Below are 17,590 nucleotides of genomic sequence, written 5' to 3' on the forward strand. Positions count from 1 at the left end.
CAGTCAATCAGCCGGACGCGTCCGGTACCCATCGAGGAGACGATTCATGAGAAAGCCAGTACGTCACGTGTGCACGGCCCTGCTGTGCGCGATGCTAGTGGGAGGCGGTGTCGCGGCGCATGCGGCCGGCATCAAGGAAGGGTTGAAGATCGCGTTCGTGCCCAAGCAGATCAACAACCCCTACGAGGTAATCGCCGATAACGGCGGTCTGGACGCAATCAAGGAGTTCAAGGGCGAGGGTAAGGCGGTCGGACCTTCGGACGCGGGCGCGTCCTCGCAGGTTTCGTACATCAATACGCTGACCACGCAGCACCAGGACGCGATCGTCATCGCGGCCAACGATGCGAATGCGCTCGTGCCTTACTTGAAGCGCGCGATGGATCAAGGCATCAAGGTCGTGACTTTCGACTCGGACACGGCGCCCGAAGGGCGGCTGATCTTCGTGAACCAGGCGAACGCGGAGAGCATTGGCCGCGGCCAGATCCAGCTCGTTTCGAAGCTGATGGGCGGCGAAGGCGAGTTCGCGATTCTCTCGGCCACGCCTAACGCGACGAACCAGAATACCTGGATCAAGTGGATGCAGGAAGAGCTGAAGAAGCCCGAGTATTCGAAGATGAAGCTCGTGAAGATCGCCTACGGCAACGACGACGACCAGAAGTCCTTCGTCGAGACGCAAGGCTTGCTGCAGGCGTATCCGAACCTGAAGGCGATCGTTGCGCCCACCTCGGTCGGCATCGCCGCGGCGGCGCGCTATATTTCTTCGTCGCCGAGCAAGGGCAAGGTGGTGGTGACGGGCCTCGGCACGCCTAACCAGATGCGTGCGTTCGTGAAGAACGGCACCGTGAAGGCGTTCCAGCTTTGGGATCCGGGTGCACTCGGCTACCTCGCCGCGTATGCGGCCGCCAATCTTGCTTCGGGCACCATCACGGGTAAGGAAGGCGAGTCGTTTGAAGCAGGCAAGCTCGGCAAGCGTACGATCGGCAAGAGCGGCGAAGTGATTCTCGGGCCGCCCACGACGTTCGATGCTTCGAATATCGATAACTTCAATTTCTGATTTACGTTGCTGGTTTGATTGACGTGGAGTGCTAAACGACCCGGTTTGCCGGGTCGTTTTCCCGGGTCGTTTGCTATTGGCCGTTCGAATCGGGCTTCGGGCTCGCGCGCGGGGGCAGGGGCTGAGGCTCGGCCGCCATCCCCTCCACCGGATACAGATTGAGAAATGACCTCGCTTCGTCCATCGAACGGCTCGCCAGCCAGCTCTCATACTCGGAAGGCGGCACGATCACCACGGATCGTTTCTCGTCGCCGGGCTTGTGGAAACGCTTCATGAGCGGATGATCGCTCGCATTGACGGTGAGCATCGTGAACGAGTACGCCTTGCCGGCCTCGCCGTCGTCCCACTCGCGCCATAAGCCGGCAATGGCAAACGGCGCGCCGTCGGCGAGACCAATGCGCCAGCGCACCGCCTTGCCGGTTTCGTAGCTCGGCTCGAAAAACGCCTCGCATGGAATCAGGCACAGCTGCAGCTTCTTCCATGCGCCGCTGAAGCTGCGCCTCTCGCCCACCGATTCGGCGCGCGCGTTCATCGTGTCGAACACCTTCACGCCGGGCGCAATCTGTTTGCGCGGCACCATGCCGAACGTCGCGAGCAGGGCTTCGCGCGCATCGGGAGTCCCGGGCAGATCGTCCGTCGGGCTCGCCCGGCGGATGACCGGCGCGGCATAGTCCTTGAAGATCTCGTCGCGCCACGGGTCGTCGGGCGGCAGGACGCCGTAGTGCCTGAAGAGGTAGTCACGGCGTGCGGCGGCGTAGTTCGTGCACATGGTCGTCTCCGTCCCGTCCTTCAAGTCGGTATGGCTAATGGATGCACGCATTTGGAGGATCGGATTGACTGTAAGCAACTGTTTTATAAAGAAAAAATTAGATCATTTATCTACATTTAGATACGTTCTGTGGGTGATATGTCACATGAAGCCCCGTTTTCGACCGTTATCAAGGGACTAGAATACATTTTCGTGCGGCGGGCGTGCAGTCTTCCGAATGGAGGGGAATTGCATTGCCGATTACGAGGGTGAGCGCTGTGTTATTGACGAGCACTGTTGCCCGGGGCGGCGCGGCTGAACGCGGCGCCTACCTGGCGCGCGCGCCGTTTGTCGCTTCCGTGCGGGTAGGTTGAGGTCGTCGCAATCGACGCGTGCCGCAGGTTGTCGCGCGCGGCCACGAGTTCGACCCCGGCGCCCAGCGCATGCGAGGCGTGGGTGTGCCGCAGCCAGTGCGGGCTCGCCAGCCTCAGCTTCACGGCGAGCGGCGGATTTCGCGCTTCCACGCAGGCCGCCACCTCCTGGAAAAACTCACCTGTGATCCGCCGCAGCCGCGCGGCACTAATCCCCGTGTCCGTCGTGCCGCGGGCGTCATGCTCGCCCGCTTCATGTTTGACATCCAGCGCGCCCACCAGCGGCGTGGCGGCATCCCAGCCTCCTGCCGCTCTGGTGTCGTTACGGCCACTGACCAGAGTTCATCGATATATTGCACTTACGCATTCACGCTTGTCTCGCTGGGGCTCTCCTGCGGTTGGTCTTGATCTACAGGGAGGCGGCTTTGGGGCGCCCAACCCCAAATCCTGGCGGAGTCGTCCCATTTCCTCCAGAGGTTGTTCGCGTAGAGCTTCGGGCATGAGGAAGGCCATCTTCCGAATCCCTGAATCCCGTTGAAACCTTCGTGGGTGCCGCCACGCAAAGCGGCACGTCTGCGCGCGCGTCCCCCATGGGGTGCCCTCGTCCGCCCCTTCCTCTCTTCGCCTCACCCCCCTCGCTCCCCCGTTCAGGGGATGTTCCGCCCCCTTGTCTGAGCCGAAGATGACGTCATTCGGGATGTCACTGTCCACCAGTAGTACGACAAATCTGTGCCAGCCCGCCATCCACTTTCAGACTCAAGGAGAGATTGATGCAGGACGACGTGCAGAAAGCGGCGCCTTCGGCCCATGCCTATCCGCTGTTGATCAAGCAACTGCTGCATACGCCATTCGTTCAGGCGCCGGACCAGGAGATCGTCTACCGCGGGCAGCTGCGCATGACCTATTCGACGCTTCGTGAGCGCATCGCGCGCCTCGCCAGCGGCCTGAAGGGGCTCGGCGTGCAGCATGGCACCACGGTCGCTGTGATGGACTGGGACAGCCATCGCTATCTGGAGTGCTACTTCGCCGTGCCGATGATGGGCGCCGTGCTGCAGACGGTCAATGTGCGTCTTTCGCCCGATGAAATCGCGTACACGATCGACCATGCCGGCGCCGAGGTGCTGCTCGTGCACACCGACTTTCTGCCGGTCGTCGAATCGATCAAGGACAAGCTCGAGAACGTGCACACCTTCGTCTATATCGACGAGCCGGACAGTGTGGCCGCCGCACATTCGATCGACTTCGTGGCGGAATACGAAGCGATGCTGGCGCAGAGCGAAGCGCACTACGACTTTCCCGATTTCGACGAGAACACCCGCGCCACGACGTTCTACACGACGGGCACGACCGGCCTGCCGAAAGGCGTCTACTTTTCGCATCGTCAACTCGTGCTGCATACGCTCACGCTGATGGCGGCGCTGGCGAGTCCCGTGTCCGGTCAGCGCTTCCATCGCGGCGACGTGTACATGCCGCTCACGCCGATGTTCCATGTGCACGCGTGGGGCATGCCCTATATCGCGACGGTCATGGGCGTGAAGCAGGTTTATCCGGGCCGCTACATGCCGGACCGCCTGCTGCACCTGGTGCGCGACGAAGGCGTCACGTTCTCGCACTGCGTGAGCACGATTTTGCACATGCTGCTCAACAACGCCGAGTCCGAGTCGGTCGACTTGAGCAAGTGGAAGATCGTGATTGGCGGCGGAGCCTTGCCGCAGGGCCTTGCGCGCAGCGCGCTCGAACGCGGCATCGACATCTTTGCCGGCTACGGCATGTCCGAGACTGGCCCCGTGCTGAGCCTCGCACAACTGCCGATTGGCAGCGAGGCGGTCGATCTCGACGAACAGGTGCGCCTGCGCTGCAAGACGGGCTTCCCGGTTCCGCTCGTCGATCTGCGCGTCGTCGACGAGGAGATGAACGACCTCCCGCGCGACGGCAAGGCCAGTGGCGAAATCGTCGTGCGCACCCCCTGGCTCACGCAGGGCTACCTGAAGAATCCCGAGGCATCGGAGCAGCTCTGGGCGGGCGGCTATCTGCATACGCAAGACATCGCCAATATCGACCCGACCGGCAATCTGCAGATTACCGACCGCATCAAGGACGTGATCAAGTCGGGCGGCGAGTGGGTGTCGTCGCTCGAAATCGAAAGCCTGATTTCGCTGCATGCAGCCACGGCCGAAGTGGCGGTCATCGGCATCAAGGACGAGAAGTGGGGCGAGCGTCCCGTGGCGCTCGTGGTGCTCAAGCCCGGTGCCAAAGCGAGCGAGAGCGACATCAAGCAGCACGTCATGACGTTCGCCACGTCGGGCCGGATCTCGAAGTACGCCGTGCCGCAGATCGTCAAGTTCGTCGATGCACTGAAGAAGACGAGCGTCGGGAAAATCGACAAGAAGTGGCTGCGCGAGCAGTTCGCCTGATCGGTCATTCACAAGGTTAAAAGAGGAATACTCACTATGAGCATCAAGGGATACAGCATCGCCACGATCGACGACTTCGTGGGCCGCGAGCTGGGCGTATCGGAATGGGTCGTCGTCGATCAGGCACGCATTGACGCATTCGCGCACTGCACGGGCGACCGGCAATGGATTCACGTGGACGTCGAGCGCGCCAGACGCGAGAGTCCGTTTGGCGGCACGATCGCGCACGGCTATCTCACGCTTTCGCTGCTGGCCGCGCTCGCCATGGAGATCGGCATGATTCCGGAGGATGCGTCGGCGGGCCTGAACTATGGACTGGACAAGGTGCGCTTCATGACGCCGGTGAAGGCGGGCGCCCGGGTGCGCAACCGCGTGACCCTGGTGTCGGTGGAGAAGAAAGGCGGCGGGCGCATCATCGTCAAGACGATGAACGAACTGCAGATCGAAGGCGAAGACAAGCCCGCGCTGGTCGCCGAGACCCTCGCGATGCTCGTGGCGTAATTCGGGCGTTCAAGGACGCACAATGCGTCGAATAAGGAGCAGGAAAATGGCTGCAACCCCGAAAGACAATTCGCATAACGAACAGATCGACGATATCTCGGCGTCGGCAACGGAAGGCATGCTCGGCCCCAATCCGTTTGTCGGGCTGCGGCCTTGCGATATCCTGGCCACGGCGCAGCAGATCGGCGCGCAGGCCGTGCGGCAGCCCGCGCTGCTGGTCGAACAGGAAGCGGCGCTCGTGCGTAATCTGCTGGCCGTGCTGGGCGGCAATGCGAAAAGCACGCCGCCCGCAGGCGACAAGCGTTTCGCCGACCCTGCGTGGCAGGACAACACGTGGTATCGCATGGCGCTGCAGGGCTATCTGGTATGGCGCGACGCCCTGAGCGGTTTTGTCGACCGCTCGACACTGGACCCGAAGAGCAAAGAGCGCGCGCAATTCGTGATGTCGCTCTTCACCGATGCGCTTTCGCCCACGAACACGCTGCTTGGCAACCCGGCGGCGCTCAAGAAGGTCGTCGATTCGGGCGGCGCGAGCCTGATTGGCGGCCTGAAGAACGCCATGTTCGACATGCTGAAGAATCAGGGCATGCCCGCTCAGGTGGACAAGAGCGCCTTCGAGGTGGGCAAGAACCTCGGTACTTCGCCGGGCGCGGTGGTGTTTCGCAACGAAGTGCTGGAGCTGATTCAGTACAAGTCGGCCACGGAGCAGGTCTATGGCCGTCCGCAATTGATCGTGCCGCCGCAGATCAACAAGTTCTACGTGTTCGACCTCTCCGAAGGCAAGAGCATGGTCGACTACCTCGTGAAGAACGAGTTCCAGGTGTTCGCGGTGAGCTGGCGCAATCCCACGGCAGCCCAGAGCCACTGGGATATGGATACGTACGTCTCGGCGCTGCTGGAGGCCATCGAGGCGGTGCGCGACATCACTGGCAGCGACGATGTGAACCTGCACGGCGCATGCTCCGGCGCGATGACGATTTCGGCACTGCTCGGGCACCTCGCGAGCCGCGGCGACAAGACGGTCAACGCCACTACATTGATGGTCGCCGTGCTGGACAGCACCGCCGATTCGCAGCTCGGCCTCTTCTGCACGCCCGAAGCGATCGCGGCGGCCAAGCAGAACAGCCTTGCGCGCGGCGTGCTCGCGGGCGAGGAGATGGGGCGCGTGTTCGCGTGGATGCGGCCCAACGATCTGGTGTGGAATTACTGGGTCAACAATTACCTGCTGGGCAAGACGCCGCCCGCGTTCGACATCCTCTACTGGAACAACGATACGACCCGCTTGCCCGCGCGCTTTCACGGCCAGCTGCTCGACATTTTCACGGGCAACCTGTTCAGCAAGCGCCACGCGCTTACGGTGCTCGATACGCCGATCGATCTCTCCGAGGTCACATGCGACACCTACGTGGTGGCGGGCATGACGGATCACATCACGCCGTGGAAGGGTGTTTACAACACGGCGCGAACGTTCGGCGGCAAGACGCGCTTCGTGCTCAGCTCGAGCGGTCATATCCAGAGCCTGATCAACCCGCCGGGCAATCCGAAGGCGAAGTACTTCATGAACCCGGAACTGCCTGCGGATGCCGATGCGTGGCTCGCAAGCGCCACGCCCGAAAAGGACTCGTGGTGGGGCAACTGGCGCGAGTGGCTGGCCAGCCGCTCGGGTGAGCGCCGCAGCGCGCCGGCATCGCTCGGCAACGAGCGTCACGCTTCGCTCGCCGACGCACCGGGAACGTACGTGACCGAGGCCTGATATACGACCCGTCGTTCTTACGCTGTGCATTGTTTTTTCAACGTAGTACTAATGGAGCTTTAATCATGGAATCTACCAATCCGACTCATCTTTTCGCCGAATACACGAAGGTTCTCGGCCAGTTCAAACTGCCGGGTGTCGATGTGGCCGCTATTCTCGAATCGCGCCGCAAGGACATCGAGGCGCTGGCCCAGGCCAACAGCGCGGCGCTTGCGGGCGTGCAGTCCCTCGGTCTGAAACAGGCTGAAATCCTGCGCACGACCATGACCGAGCTGCAGTCGCTCGTGGCGAAGCTGGGCGCGCAAGGCGCGGCGCCGGGTGCGAATGCGGGCGAAGTCGTGCAGCAGGCGCTGCATAAGGCGCTCGTCGACATGCAGGAACTCGCGGATACGGCTTACCGAGCGCAGTCGGACAGCATCGCAGTCGTGACGAAGCGTGTGGCCGAGCACGTCGAGGAGCTGAAGGCGCTCCTGCAGCCGAAGAAGTAAGAGGGTACGGCGATGCAAAACGCCGATGTTTCCAATGACGCGTCCCGCAGCGAGACACCCGTGCAAGAGGTCGAGCAGATGAGAGCAGAGGCTTGCAGTCCCGATTCGAGCGGTGGCCCGGCCAGCATGCAGGTCCAGACCGTCGACATTGACGGTCAGGTCCTGCGCGTGGGCGTCCGTCACGGCAGCGACGCTTCCCCGCCGCTGCTCCTCTTCAACGGCATCGGCGCGAATCTCGAACTGGTGGAGCCGTTCGTCGAGGCGCTGGGGGACGTGGGCGTCGTCATCTTCGACGTGCCCGGTGTCGGCGGGTCGCCCGTGCCGCTCGTGCCGTACCGCTTCTCGACGCTTTCCGTGCTCGCGGACAAGCTCCTGACGCGGCTCGGCTACGACGGGCCGGTCGATGTGCTCGGGGTCTCGTGGGGTGGGGCGCTCGCGCAGCAGTTCGCGCGCCTCTACCCCACGCGTTGCCGCAGGCTCATTCTCGCGGCGACGTCGCCGGGCGTCATCATGGTGCCGGCGCGGCTCTCGGTGCTCGCGAAGATGATCGGACCGCGCCGCTACACCGACCGCAGCTATATGAAGCAGGTGGGCGCCGAGATTTATGGCGGTGCTTACCGGCGCGATCCCAGGTTGCTGGAGGAGCATAGCCGGCATATCCATCCGCCGCGCGGCCGCGGCTACCTCTATCAGCTGCTCGCTGCGTCCGGCTGGACCAGCCTGCCGTGGCTCAGTGCGCTGCGTCAGCCCACGCTCGTGATGCACGGCAACGACGACCCCATCGTGCCGCTGACCAACGCGAAAATCCTGGCGGCCCGCATCCGCAACTCGACGCTCTACGTGATCGACGACGGTCACCTGTTCCTGATCGCGCGTGCGAAGGAAGTCGCGCCCGTAGTGCGCCGTTTCCTGCGCGAGGAACTGGCGTGAACGAGTCAGTCAGCGAACAAGTCAGCGCGATGACCGACGGCGACGAAAGCCCGTTGAATGCGGCTGACCAGGCACTGGCAGCACGCAAGACGCGGCGTCTCAAACGCATGCAGCGCACCGCGACAAGTCTGCTCGCGGTCGTGTTCACGGTGCTGCTCGCATGCGTTTTCCTGCAGGCGAAATATCCTTGGCTGGCCGGACTTCCCTGGCTCAGGGCATTCGCGGAAGCCGGCACGGTGGGCGCGATCGCGGACTGGTATGCGGTGGTCGCGCTGTTCCGGCGGCCGTTCGGCCTGCCGGTTCCGCATAGCGCGATCATTCCACGAAATCAGCAGCGCATTGCGGTGAGCCTCGGCAAGTTCGTCGAGGCCAATTTCCTTGCGCCCGAGCTCATCATTGGCCGGCTGAGCGGGCATAACGCCGCGCAGGCGCTGGCCGTGTGGCTCGCCGAGCCGCGCAACAGCCGGGCCATCGGCGACGTGGTAGCCGACTCGCTGCCGCGCCTGCTGAACGGCATCGACGACGCGCACGTCGAGCAGTTCTTCGAGCGCGTGGCCACGCCGCAACTGCGCAAGCTCGACGTTTCCCGCGCCATGGGCGAAATCCTCGAAGTCCTGACCGAAGGCAATCATCATCAGCCGCTGCTGGACCGGGGGCTGGCAGGACTGGAGCAATGGCTCGCAGCTAACGTAGACCTCATCAAGGCCAAGTTCAGCGAAGCGTCGAGATACACGCCCGCGCCGCTCGATGCGTATATCGTGAGGAAGTTCGTCGAGGGCATCGTCGCGCTGCTGCATGAAGTGGCGGCGAGCCCGGAGCACGAGCTTCGACACCAGTTCGACGAAGCGGCGCAGGACCTGATCGTCCAGTTACAGCGTTCGCCCGTGTACCGGCGTTTTGGCCGGTCGCTGATGCGCGACTGTCTCCGCCATTTCAGAAACGAGGCCTATGCGCAGCGCTTGCTGGACCACGTGCGCGCGCGCGTGATCGCCGATGTCGAACGTGACGATTCCATCGTGCGCGGCGCGCTGGCAGGCGTGCTCGCAACGCTTGGCAGAAGCGTGAGCGAGGAGAGCGCGATCCAGCACAAGCTCAACGCGTGGTGGCTGGAACTGGCGCGCGAGCTGGTGGTGCGCTATCGCCATCGACTCTCGGCGCTGATCACCGACGTCGTGAAGGGCTGGAACGCGCAGGAGGTCAGCGGCAAGATCGAGGCGGAGATCGGCCATGATCTGCAATACGTGCGGATCAACGGCACGCTGGTGGGCGGGATGGTCGGCGTGCTGCTGCATGGGCTCGCGCTCGTGATCGTGAGGTGACGCCGGTGCGATTCAGACGGTCCCCACCAGTCCCAGCGATTGTGCCCGCGCCACCGCCTGCGCGCGCTTGTCCACCGAGAGCTTCACGAAGATGCTCTTCACGTGCGACTTGACGGTCTCCGGCGCGATGCCGAGCGTGCGCGCGATTTCCTTGTTCGACTGGCCGTGCGCAATCAGCCCGATGATGTCGCGCTCGCGTGCACTGAGCGCCTCGCGCTCCGCATTGCGCGCGCGCGTGTCGCCTGGCTGGTACAGTGCGCGGCTGCCGTCCAGCAGACGATCGACGTAGGCCAGCAGCGCCTTCGCCTGCGCCTCGCCGCGCAGCGCTTCACGCACGGCCTGTAGCAACGGCACGATCTGCGGCCCCTGATCGACGATGGACTGGTAGAGCCCCGCGGGCGCGGCGGCCTTCAAGACTTCGCGAAAGGTCTCGACGGCGCGCGCGCGCTCGCCTGCCGCCATCCAGACGAGCGCGAGCACCGTGCGCAGGCGCAGCGCGAGATAGCAGCCGTGCCGGCACTCGATGGCTTGCAGCGAGGCCGTCAATGTGTCGGCGGCGTCCTGCGTGCGGCCCTGTTCCATCGCGAGATACGCGCGCGCGAGCCCACGGTAGGTGGCGATCTCGGGAGCCGCGGACGTTGCGGCAGCGCTGGCCGCATCCGCAAGCCGGTCGAGCTGCGCCACGCTGGCCGCGGCTTCCACGATGCGGCCTTCGGCGAGGTTGAGCCGCGTGCGTTCGACGAGGGCGCCGGCGCTCAGGCGGTCCCATTTGCGCGCGTAGGCCAATGCCTGCGCCCGATCGATCAACGCATAGGCTTGCACGGTATCCGAACGCGCCCCGGCGGTGCGGATCAGCATCCGGTAGGCCATCAGGGCGCTGTCGAGCAGCACGGCCGCGTCGATCACGGGCATCAGGTCGCTCACCAGCGCCTCGGCTTCGTCCAGCCGGCCTTGCTCGTAGCGCAGCTGCCCGATCATCGGCGCGACCTGCGCGACGGCGATGGACTTCGGGCCGGCGTGCCGCTCCGCGAGCCGCATGGCTTCCTGAAAATAGCGCTCGGCCAGCGGGAAGTGCAGTTGCTGCATCTCCACGTGGCCCAGCAGCGTGAGCCGGTAGACCGACGCGAACACGTTGCGCGAGTCCTCTTCGATCGAATACGGAACCCACGGCACCGCGTAGAGCGCTTCCAGACTGCCCATTTTCCAGTGTGCGAAGCGCGCGACGTTTGAGGCCACGTTGGTGGTCCAGACGTCGGTCGATGGCCGCCTGAGGCAGCTTTCGGCAAGCGCGAGGCAGGCGTGCGCGTCGTCCTGAAGGGCGGCCACGACAGAGCGGATCGCCTGGCATTCCCAGTGAACTGAGTCGGGATCGGCGCTCGACGCGGCGTCTTTCTCGATCGTATCGAGCATGGCGAGCGCTTCGTCAAAGCGCATGGCGAGCGCCATTCCCCAGGCGATGGCGAGTGTGACCTTGATCTGCGAGCGCATCAGGTGCGCCGGGAACTGCCGCTGCCAGCCGAGCAGTGTGAGCAGGTCGCCTTTCGTGACCAGCGCCATTGCGCACCGGCCAATCAGCGAGACCGCCTCTTCGGCATCCCCCGCGGCGATGGCATGCCTGACCGCGTCTGTCCATTGCGCTTCCTGCGCGTACCACTGGCATGCGCGGCGATGCAGGTTGGCGACCTCGTCGCGGTGCTGTGTTTGCAGGCGCCGGTGCAGGTATTCGCCCATCAGATGATGGAAGCGGAACCAGGTGCCGTCGAGATCGAGCGGTTCGAGCAGCAACTGGCGCGCGGCGATCGACTCCAGCATGGCCTGGCTCGTCCTGACGCCGGTGAGCGCCTCGCACAGCGGCGCGCTCAGCCGCTCGAGTATCGAGGTGCGCAGCATGAACTCGACCATGCCGCCCGGCAGGCGCTTGACCATGTCCTCCAGATAGGCCGCAAAGGGGCGCGACGCGCCCGAGGCCGGCGCGACCTCCGCATCCGGTTTGTGTGCGGCGCGCGCCAGCACCGACGCGGAAATGCGCAATGCGGCGGCCCATCCCTCGGTGCGGGTAAAGAGCGACTTGATGCTGGATGCATGCAGCTTGCCCGGGCATTCGTGTTCGACAAAGCTGCGCGTTTCGTCGAAGTCGAAGCGCAACGTGGAGGCGTCGAGCTCCAGCAGGCTGTTGCCGGCTCGCAGGCGGCCGAGCGGCAGCGGCGGGTCGGTGCGCGTGCAGATCACCACGTGGACGTGCGACGGCGCGTTTTCGACCAGAAACGACACCGCGTCGTGGACGGCCGGCAGGCTGATCAGATGGAAGTCGTCGAGGAAGATGCAGACCTCGTCGGCGACCTCGACGAGCTCGTTGATGAGCGTCGAGACGATCGCCTGTGCCGGCACCAGCGACGCCGCTGTCGTGAGCCCGATGGCCGACGCGCCGACGTTGTCGCACGCCTGCTGCAGGGCCTGCGCGAGGTGATAGAGGAAGCGCGCGGGCTCGTCGTCTTCGCTGTCGAGCGACAGCCACGCCACCAGTACGCCCTCCCTGCGCAAGCGCTCGAGCCAGGTCAGCGCAAGCGAGGTCTTACCGAAGCCCGCCGGGGCCTTGATGACGGTGAGACGTTTGTTCTCGGCCTCCCCGGCGAGGCAGACCAGGCGCGGGCGGTCGATCAGGCCCGCGGGCAGCCGGGGCGGAAAGATCTTCGTCGCGAGCAAAACGGGAGGTCTGGCCGCGAATGCTCCTCCAGTCACCGCTCCTGACGCTTCGGTCACGTGCATGGGCTGCTCCGTGTCAGCGGGTTCGCCCCGGCTGCGTCCCCTTTTTTTTCGATCGGTCACCCCTGTATGGGGGATATTGCACCGCGTCAGCCTGAGAGACCATGGCATCTAACGAAGCGGACGGAAAAATGATAGCCCAACCGCTACGAAGCTGGTGCGGTTGAGCGCGACAAATTACGTTGCAGCGCACAAGGCCACAGCGTGGGAAGCACGGAGAACAGTTCGTTCTCCATACCATTGGGATGATCTAAAGGAGCGGAGCAGGCAATGAAAGTACTTGTACCAGTCAAGCGCGTCGTCGATGCAAACGTGAGAGTGCGCGTGAAAGCCGACGGTAGCGGTGCGGATGTCGCAAACGTGAAGTTCTCGATGAACCCCTTCGACGAGATCAGCGTGGAGGAGGCCGTTCGCCTGAAAGAGGCCGGCGCCGCGACGGAAGTGGTCGCCGTGTCCTGCGGCGTGCAGGGCTGCCAGGAAACGCTGCGTACGGCGATGGCGACGGGCGCCGACCGCGGCATCCTCGTCGAAACCGATGTGGAGCTGCAGCCGCTCGCCGTCGCGAGGCTTCTGAAGGCGCTGGTGGACAAGGAGCAGCCGCAGCTGGTGATGCTCGGCAAGCAGGCCATCGACGACGACGCGAACCAGGTCGGCCAGATGCTGGCTGCGCTGCTTGACTGGCCGCAGGCGACGTTCGCCTCGAAGGTGGAGATCGAAGGCGGCAAGGCGGTCGTGACCCGCGAGATCGACGGCGGCCTGGAGACGATCGAAGTCGACCTGCCCGCGGTCATTACCGCCGATCTCCGTCTGAACACGCCGCGCTACGCGAGCCTGCCCAACATCATGAAGGCGAAGAAGAAGCCGCTCGACGTGGTGAAGCCCGATGCGCTCGGCGTGGACGTCGCCCCGCGACTGCAAACACTGAAGGTCACCGAACCGCCGAAGCGCGAACCCGGCGTGCGCGTGGCCGACGCCGCGGAACTCGTGGCGAAGCTGCGCAGCGTGGCCCAAGTGATCTGATACGCCAAGGAAAAGGAAACAGAAATGACAGTCCTCATCATTGCAGAGCACGACAATCAGGTGCTCAAGGCAGCGACTCTGAACGCCGTGACCGCCGCCGCGCGTCTCTCGGACGACATCCATGTGCTCGTGGCCGGTTCGCGATGCGCGAACGTGGCCGAACAGGCGGCGCGCGTTGCCGGCGTGACCCGCGTACGCGTGGCCGATGCTGCCCATTATGGCCACGCGCTGGCCGAAAATCTCGCGGCGCTCGTCGTGAAGGTCGCGCCTGAATATAGCCACGTGCTCGCGCCGGCCACCACGACCGCAAAGAACGTGATGCCCCGCGTCGCCGCGCTGCTCGATGTCGCGCAAGTCTCGGACATCGTCGCCGTCGAATCCGCCGATACGTTCGTGCGCCCCATCTACGCGGGCAACATTCTCGCGACCGTGCGCAGCGCCGACCGCATCAAGGTCATTACCGTGCGTACGACGGCCTTCGACGCCGCGAGCACGCAAGGCGGCGGCGCTGCCGTCGAACCGCTGGAGCCGGCGCTTGAAATGCCCGGTGCCCGTTTCGTGAGCCAGCAACTGACACGCTCCGAGCGGCCGGAGCTGACCGCTGCGCGACGCGTGGTTTCAGGCGGACGCGGGATGGCGTCCGGAGAGAACTTTGCGCTGCTCGAAGATATCGCCGGCAAGCTTGGCGCAGCGGTGGGCGCTTCGCGCGCGGCGGTCGATGCGGGGTTCGTGCCCAACGACTATCAGGTGGGACAGACCGGCAAGGTGATCGCGCCGCAACTCTACGTCGCGGTGGGCATTTCGGGTGCGATCCAGCATCTGGCCGGCATGAAGGACTCGAAGGTGATCGTTGCGATCAACAAGGATGAGGAAGCGCCGATTTTCCAGGTCTGCGATTACTGGATCGTCGGCGACCTTTTCAAGGTGCTGCCCGAACTCTCACACGAACTGGACAAACTGCAGCAAGGCTGACGAAGGAGCCGACCATGACGACCTATATTGCCCCCCTGCGCGACATGCGCTTTGTGATGAACGAACTGGCTGGCCTCGAGGCGATCGCGGCATTGCCCGGTTTCGATGACGTCTCGCCGGAACTCGCCGATGCCGTGCTCGACGAGGCGGCGAAGTTTGCGACCGAAGTGCTCGATCCCCTCAACAAGCCCGGCGACGCGCAGGGTGCGCGCCTGACCGGGCATGGTGTGGCTGCCGCCGACGGATTCGCGCGTGCCTATGAGCAGTATGTTTCGGGCGGCTGGTGCGGCCTCGCCGGAGACCCGGAATTCGGCGGACAGGGCTTGCCTGAACTGATGCATGCAGCCGCGGTGGAGATGTGGAACTCATCGAACATGGCGTTCGCGCTGTGCCCGATGCTCACGGCGGGCGCAACGGAAGCGATCCGCCTGCACGGTTCGCAGACGCTGAAGGAGCGCTATTTGCCGAATCTCGTGAGCGGCGAATGGACCGGAACGATGAACCTGACCGAGCCACAAGCCGGCTCGGACCTCGCGGCGGTGCGAACGAAAGCCGTGCCTGAGGGGGAACACTATCGTATCCACGGCCAGAAGATTTTCATCACGTGGGGCGATCACGACATGACCGGCAACGTGATCCACCTCGTGCTCGCGCGCCTGCCGGACGCGCCCGAAGGCGTGCGCGGCATCTCGCTCTTCCTCGTACCCAAGTTCCTGCTGAACGACGACGGCACGCCCGGCGCCAACAACGACTTGCGCTGCATCTCTCTTGAGCACAAGCTCGGCATTCATGCGAGCCCGACTTGCGTGATGAGCTTCGGCGAAAACGGCGGCGCGATCGGTTACCTGGTCGGCCAGGAGAACAAGGGCCTGGCGCACATGTTCACGATGATGAACGAAGCGCGCCAGAAGGTGGGTATCCAGGGCCTCGCGATGGCGGAGCGCGCCTGGCAGCAGGCCCGCGAATACGCGAAGGAACGCGTGCAGGGGCGCCTCGCGAGCGGCAAGTCGCCCAACGCGGTGGCGATCGTGCATCACCCGGACGTGCGCCGCATGCTGATGACGATGAAGGCGCAGGTCGAAGCGATGCGGGCCTTTGCCTACGTGATGGCAAGCGACATGGATCGTGCGCACCGGCATCCCGACGGCGACGAGCGTGCGCGTCACCAGGCTCGCATCGATCTGCTGATTCCGGTGCTCAAGGGCTGGTGTACCGAACTGGGTGTCGAGATCGCGTCGATGGGCGTGCAGGTGCATGGCGGCATGGGCTACATCGAAGAAACGGGCGCCTGCCAGTTCCTGCGCGATGCGCGGATCGCGACGATCTACGAAGGCACGACCGGCATTCAGGCGGCAGATCTGGCCGGCCGCAAGCTGGCGGCCGATCGCGGCGCGGCAATGGCAGCGCTGATTGCACAGCTGCGCGAAGTCCTGCCCGCACTGGAGCGCAACGCCGATGCGCAAGTCGTATCGATCGGCACGCGTTTTGCCGCGGCCGTGCAGGCACTCGAAGACGCTACCGCCTGGATGCTGGGCGCGTTCGCCAAAGACGCCGATGAAGCACTCGGCAGTTCGGCGGATTACCTGATGCTCGTGGGCTATGTGTGCGGCGGCTGGCAGATGGCGCGCGCGGCGGCGGTGGCGTCGCAGAAGCTGGTGGCGCAGGAAGATCCGGAGTTCTATCAAGCCAAGCTCGCCACCGCACGGTTCTACGCGGAAAAGATCCTGCCCAAGGCGTCTGCGTTGCTGGAGGCGATCAAGGCCGGCACATCGGGCGCGGTCGTCATCGAACAGCTGTAAAGCAGTTGCACGGAATTTTCAGAAACCTCCGTTGAAGTCAATTCGGACTCCATATCAAAATGAAAGTGAAGAAATTCGTATGTCTCGCCCTGATACCCGGGGCGATATGCAGTAGCGCGATGGCCCAGAGTGCGGGCAGCCTCATCACCAGCGTGGGTGGGGCGTGGCTCGACTTCGGGCAATCGTCGGCGACGCCCATGACAAGCACCACGGCGTTCGGCACCTATACTTCGCCGGGCACGGGCGGGCAGATCCACAATACGTTCACCGCCGAACTCTCGATGACGTATTTCGTCACGGACCACATCGCGCTCGATCTGGCGAGCGGCATACCGCCCAAGCTCAAGCTCTATGCGCAGGGCAGGGTGACGCCAGTCGGGCCGAGCGGTCCGGGGCTCGACCTGGGCAACCTGCAGCCGCTCGCCACCACGCGATCATGGCCGCCGATCCTCTTCGTGAAGTATTACCTTGGGGATGCGCAGTCGAAATTCCGGCCGTTCGCGGGCGTGGGCGTGAATTACACATGGTATTCCCATACCGAACTCAACTCGACTTTTAGCGGCGCATTGCAGCGGTTCGCCGGGCCGGGCAGCCATGTCGAAAGCTCCTTGAGTCCGTCCTGGAATCCAGCGTTCAATGCGGGCGCCTCGTACAATTTCAGCAAGAACTGGTACGCCACGGCGTCGGTCACCTATTTACCGCTCAAGACGAATGCGACAGTGACGGCCTATGCCGCCAATGGACAGCCTGCGCTCACGAACAAGACGCGAATCACTGCGAATCCATGGATTACGTTCGTGGGGGTTGGATACCGATTTTGATCAGACTGGGTGCGCGACTCGTTCGGCCCGGCGCTCGCGCCCCCTCCATCGACATGGATAAGTGGCTAACACCATTGTGCAATTGAGTTGCGGATCGCTTTGCGCTTAAGCTTCTATTGCTGGTCGAGCCGGCGAGCCGATCGTTCAAGGAGAAGATGCTCGTGAAAGTCTCTCATTTGCCTCGATGCGTCGCCCTCGGCGCAGCGTTCGTCTCGAATGCGATTTATGCACAGGAGATCGGCGCCAGCCTCGATTGCCATCTCGGTCCCCACACGTTCATCGAGCAACTGGTCGATGAAAAGGAGATCGATCCTGTACCAATGAAAGTGTCGGCCAACTCGGTCAACGCGTACCGGCTCAGGCCGAATCAGAACTTGACGGCACTCGGATTCAAGGTGCGAGCCGTCTTCGGCTTCTCCCCGAACGACGCCATGTTCACCCAGAAAATCAGCGAAGGTGAAACGCCCCATCGCGTCTATGGTGTCGTCGTCATGGCAGGGAAAGAGGCGGTCAGCGAACGCATTCGCGAAACGGGTAGCCCGGCGACGGTAAGGGAAGTCATGCCGCTCGTCATGACGGCGGTCGTTTGCGACAAATAGCCTTGCCCCCGAACACATCATACCCCGTGAATCATTCC

General features: G+C 63.9%; 14 protein-coding genes and 1 pseudogene. 12 read left to right on the forward strand and 3 right to left on the reverse strand.

Annotation, left to right across the window (positions count from 1 at the left end; all coding sequences use genetic code 11):
- The first annotated feature begins 46 nt into the window (after positions 1 to 46).
- Complete coding sequence (gene rhaS / locus AB4Y36_RS30525; protein ID WP_368684954.1) at positions 47 to 1,054, forward strand: rhamnose ABC transporter substrate-binding protein; 1,008 nt, start codon at positions 47 to 49, stop codon at positions 1,052 to 1,054.
- A 73-nt stretch (positions 1,055 to 1,127) separates the two neighbouring features.
- Here the strand turns inward: rhaS and AB4Y36_RS30530 are convergent, their stop codons facing one another.
- Positions 1,128 to 1,823 (reverse strand): SOS response-associated peptidase, encoded by a 696-nt coding sequence (locus AB4Y36_RS30530; protein ID WP_368684955.1) that lies wholly within the window; start codon positions 1,821 to 1,823, stop codon positions 1,128 to 1,130.
- A gap of 260 nt (positions 1,824 to 2,083) precedes the next feature.
- Positions 2,084 to 2,350, reverse strand: a pseudogene (locus AB4Y36_RS30535) (tyrosine-type recombinase/integrase); the annotation flags it as partial.
- Positions 2,351 to 2,943: 593 nt separating this feature from the next.
- Here AB4Y36_RS30535 and AB4Y36_RS30540 point away from each other — a divergent pair.
- The 6 genes from AB4Y36_RS30540 (at position 2,944) to AB4Y36_RS30565 (ending at position 9,578) form a co-directional block, all read left to right on the forward strand.
- Positions 2,944 to 4,587 carry a fatty acid--CoA ligase gene (locus tag AB4Y36_RS30540; RefSeq protein ID WP_368684956.1) on the forward strand — a complete coding sequence of 548 codons (1,644 nt, stop codon included), beginning with the start codon at positions 2,944 to 2,946 and terminating at the stop codon, positions 4,585 to 4,587.
- 36 nt (positions 4,588 to 4,623) lie between these two features.
- On the forward strand, positions 4,624 to 5,088 hold the full coding sequence (locus AB4Y36_RS30545; RefSeq protein ID WP_368603427.1) for a MaoC family dehydratase: 465 nt from the start codon (positions 4,624 to 4,626) through the stop codon (positions 5,086 to 5,088).
- 46 nt (positions 5,089 to 5,134) lie between these two features.
- A complete protein-coding gene (locus AB4Y36_RS30550) occupies positions 5,135 to 6,841 on the forward strand; it encodes an alpha/beta fold hydrolase (RefSeq protein ID WP_368684957.1) in 1,707 nt (568 codons plus the stop codon).
- A gap of 65 nt (positions 6,842 to 6,906) precedes the next feature.
- Positions 6,907 to 7,329: a TIGR01841 family phasin gene (gene phaP, locus AB4Y36_RS30555; protein WP_176365821.1), complete on the forward strand. Its 423-nt coding sequence runs from the start codon at positions 6,907 to 6,909 to the stop codon at positions 7,327 to 7,329.
- A 78-nt stretch (positions 7,330 to 7,407) separates the two neighbouring features.
- A complete protein-coding gene (gene phaZ / locus AB4Y36_RS30560; protein WP_368684958.1) occupies positions 7,408 to 8,259 on the forward strand; it encodes a poly(3-hydroxyalkanoate) depolymerase in 852 nt (283 codons plus the stop codon).
- Positions 8,256 to 9,578: a DUF445 domain-containing protein gene (locus AB4Y36_RS30565; protein WP_368684959.1), complete on the forward strand. Its 1,323-nt coding sequence runs from the start codon at positions 8,256 to 8,258 to the stop codon at positions 9,576 to 9,578. The genes phaZ and AB4Y36_RS30565 overlap by 4 nt, the downstream gene beginning before the upstream one ends.
- Before the next feature lie 12 nt (positions 9,579 to 9,590).
- On the opposite strand, the gene AB4Y36_RS30570 is transcribed toward AB4Y36_RS30565, so the two are convergent.
- Positions 9,591 to 12,344: a LuxR C-terminal-related transcriptional regulator gene (locus AB4Y36_RS30570; protein WP_368616318.1), complete on the reverse strand. Its 2,754-nt coding sequence runs from the start codon at positions 12,342 to 12,344 to the stop codon at positions 9,591 to 9,593.
- A 267-nt stretch (positions 12,345 to 12,611) separates the two neighbouring features.
- On the opposite strand from AB4Y36_RS30570, the gene AB4Y36_RS30575 reads away from it, so the two are divergent.
- From AB4Y36_RS30575 to AB4Y36_RS30595, 5 genes are all read left to right on the forward strand, one after another.
- Complete coding sequence (locus AB4Y36_RS30575) at positions 12,612 to 13,361, forward strand: electron transfer flavoprotein subunit beta/FixA family protein (protein WP_368603432.1); 750 nt, start codon at positions 12,612 to 12,614, stop codon at positions 13,359 to 13,361.
- Positions 13,362 to 13,385: 24 nt separating this feature from the next.
- Positions 13,386 to 14,333: an electron transfer flavoprotein subunit alpha/FixB family protein gene (locus AB4Y36_RS30580; protein ID WP_368684960.1), complete on the forward strand. Its 948-nt coding sequence runs from the start codon at positions 13,386 to 13,388 to the stop codon at positions 14,331 to 14,333.
- Between the two features lie 14 nt (positions 14,334 to 14,347).
- Positions 14,348 to 16,132 (forward strand): acyl-CoA dehydrogenase C-terminal domain-containing protein, encoded by a 1,785-nt coding sequence (locus tag AB4Y36_RS30585; protein ID WP_368684961.1) that lies wholly within the window; start codon positions 14,348 to 14,350, stop codon positions 16,130 to 16,132.
- A gap of 119 nt (positions 16,133 to 16,251) precedes the next feature.
- Positions 16,252 to 16,953 carry an OmpW family protein gene (locus tag AB4Y36_RS30590; RefSeq protein WP_368603435.1) on the forward strand — a complete coding sequence of 234 codons (702 nt, stop codon included), beginning with the start codon at positions 16,252 to 16,254 and terminating at the stop codon, positions 16,951 to 16,953.
- Positions 16,954 to 17,108: 155 nt separating this feature from the next.
- Positions 17,109 to 17,552, forward strand: coding sequence for a hypothetical protein (locus AB4Y36_RS30595; protein ID WP_368603436.1), 444 nt, complete (start codon positions 17,109 to 17,111; stop codon positions 17,550 to 17,552).
- Positions 17,553 to 17,590 lie beyond the last annotated feature (38 nt).

This window comes from Paraburkholderia sp. BR10936 (assembly GCF_040965735.1).
Classification (GTDB): domain Bacteria; phylum Pseudomonadota; class Gammaproteobacteria; order Burkholderiales; family Burkholderiaceae; genus Paraburkholderia; species Paraburkholderia nodosa_A.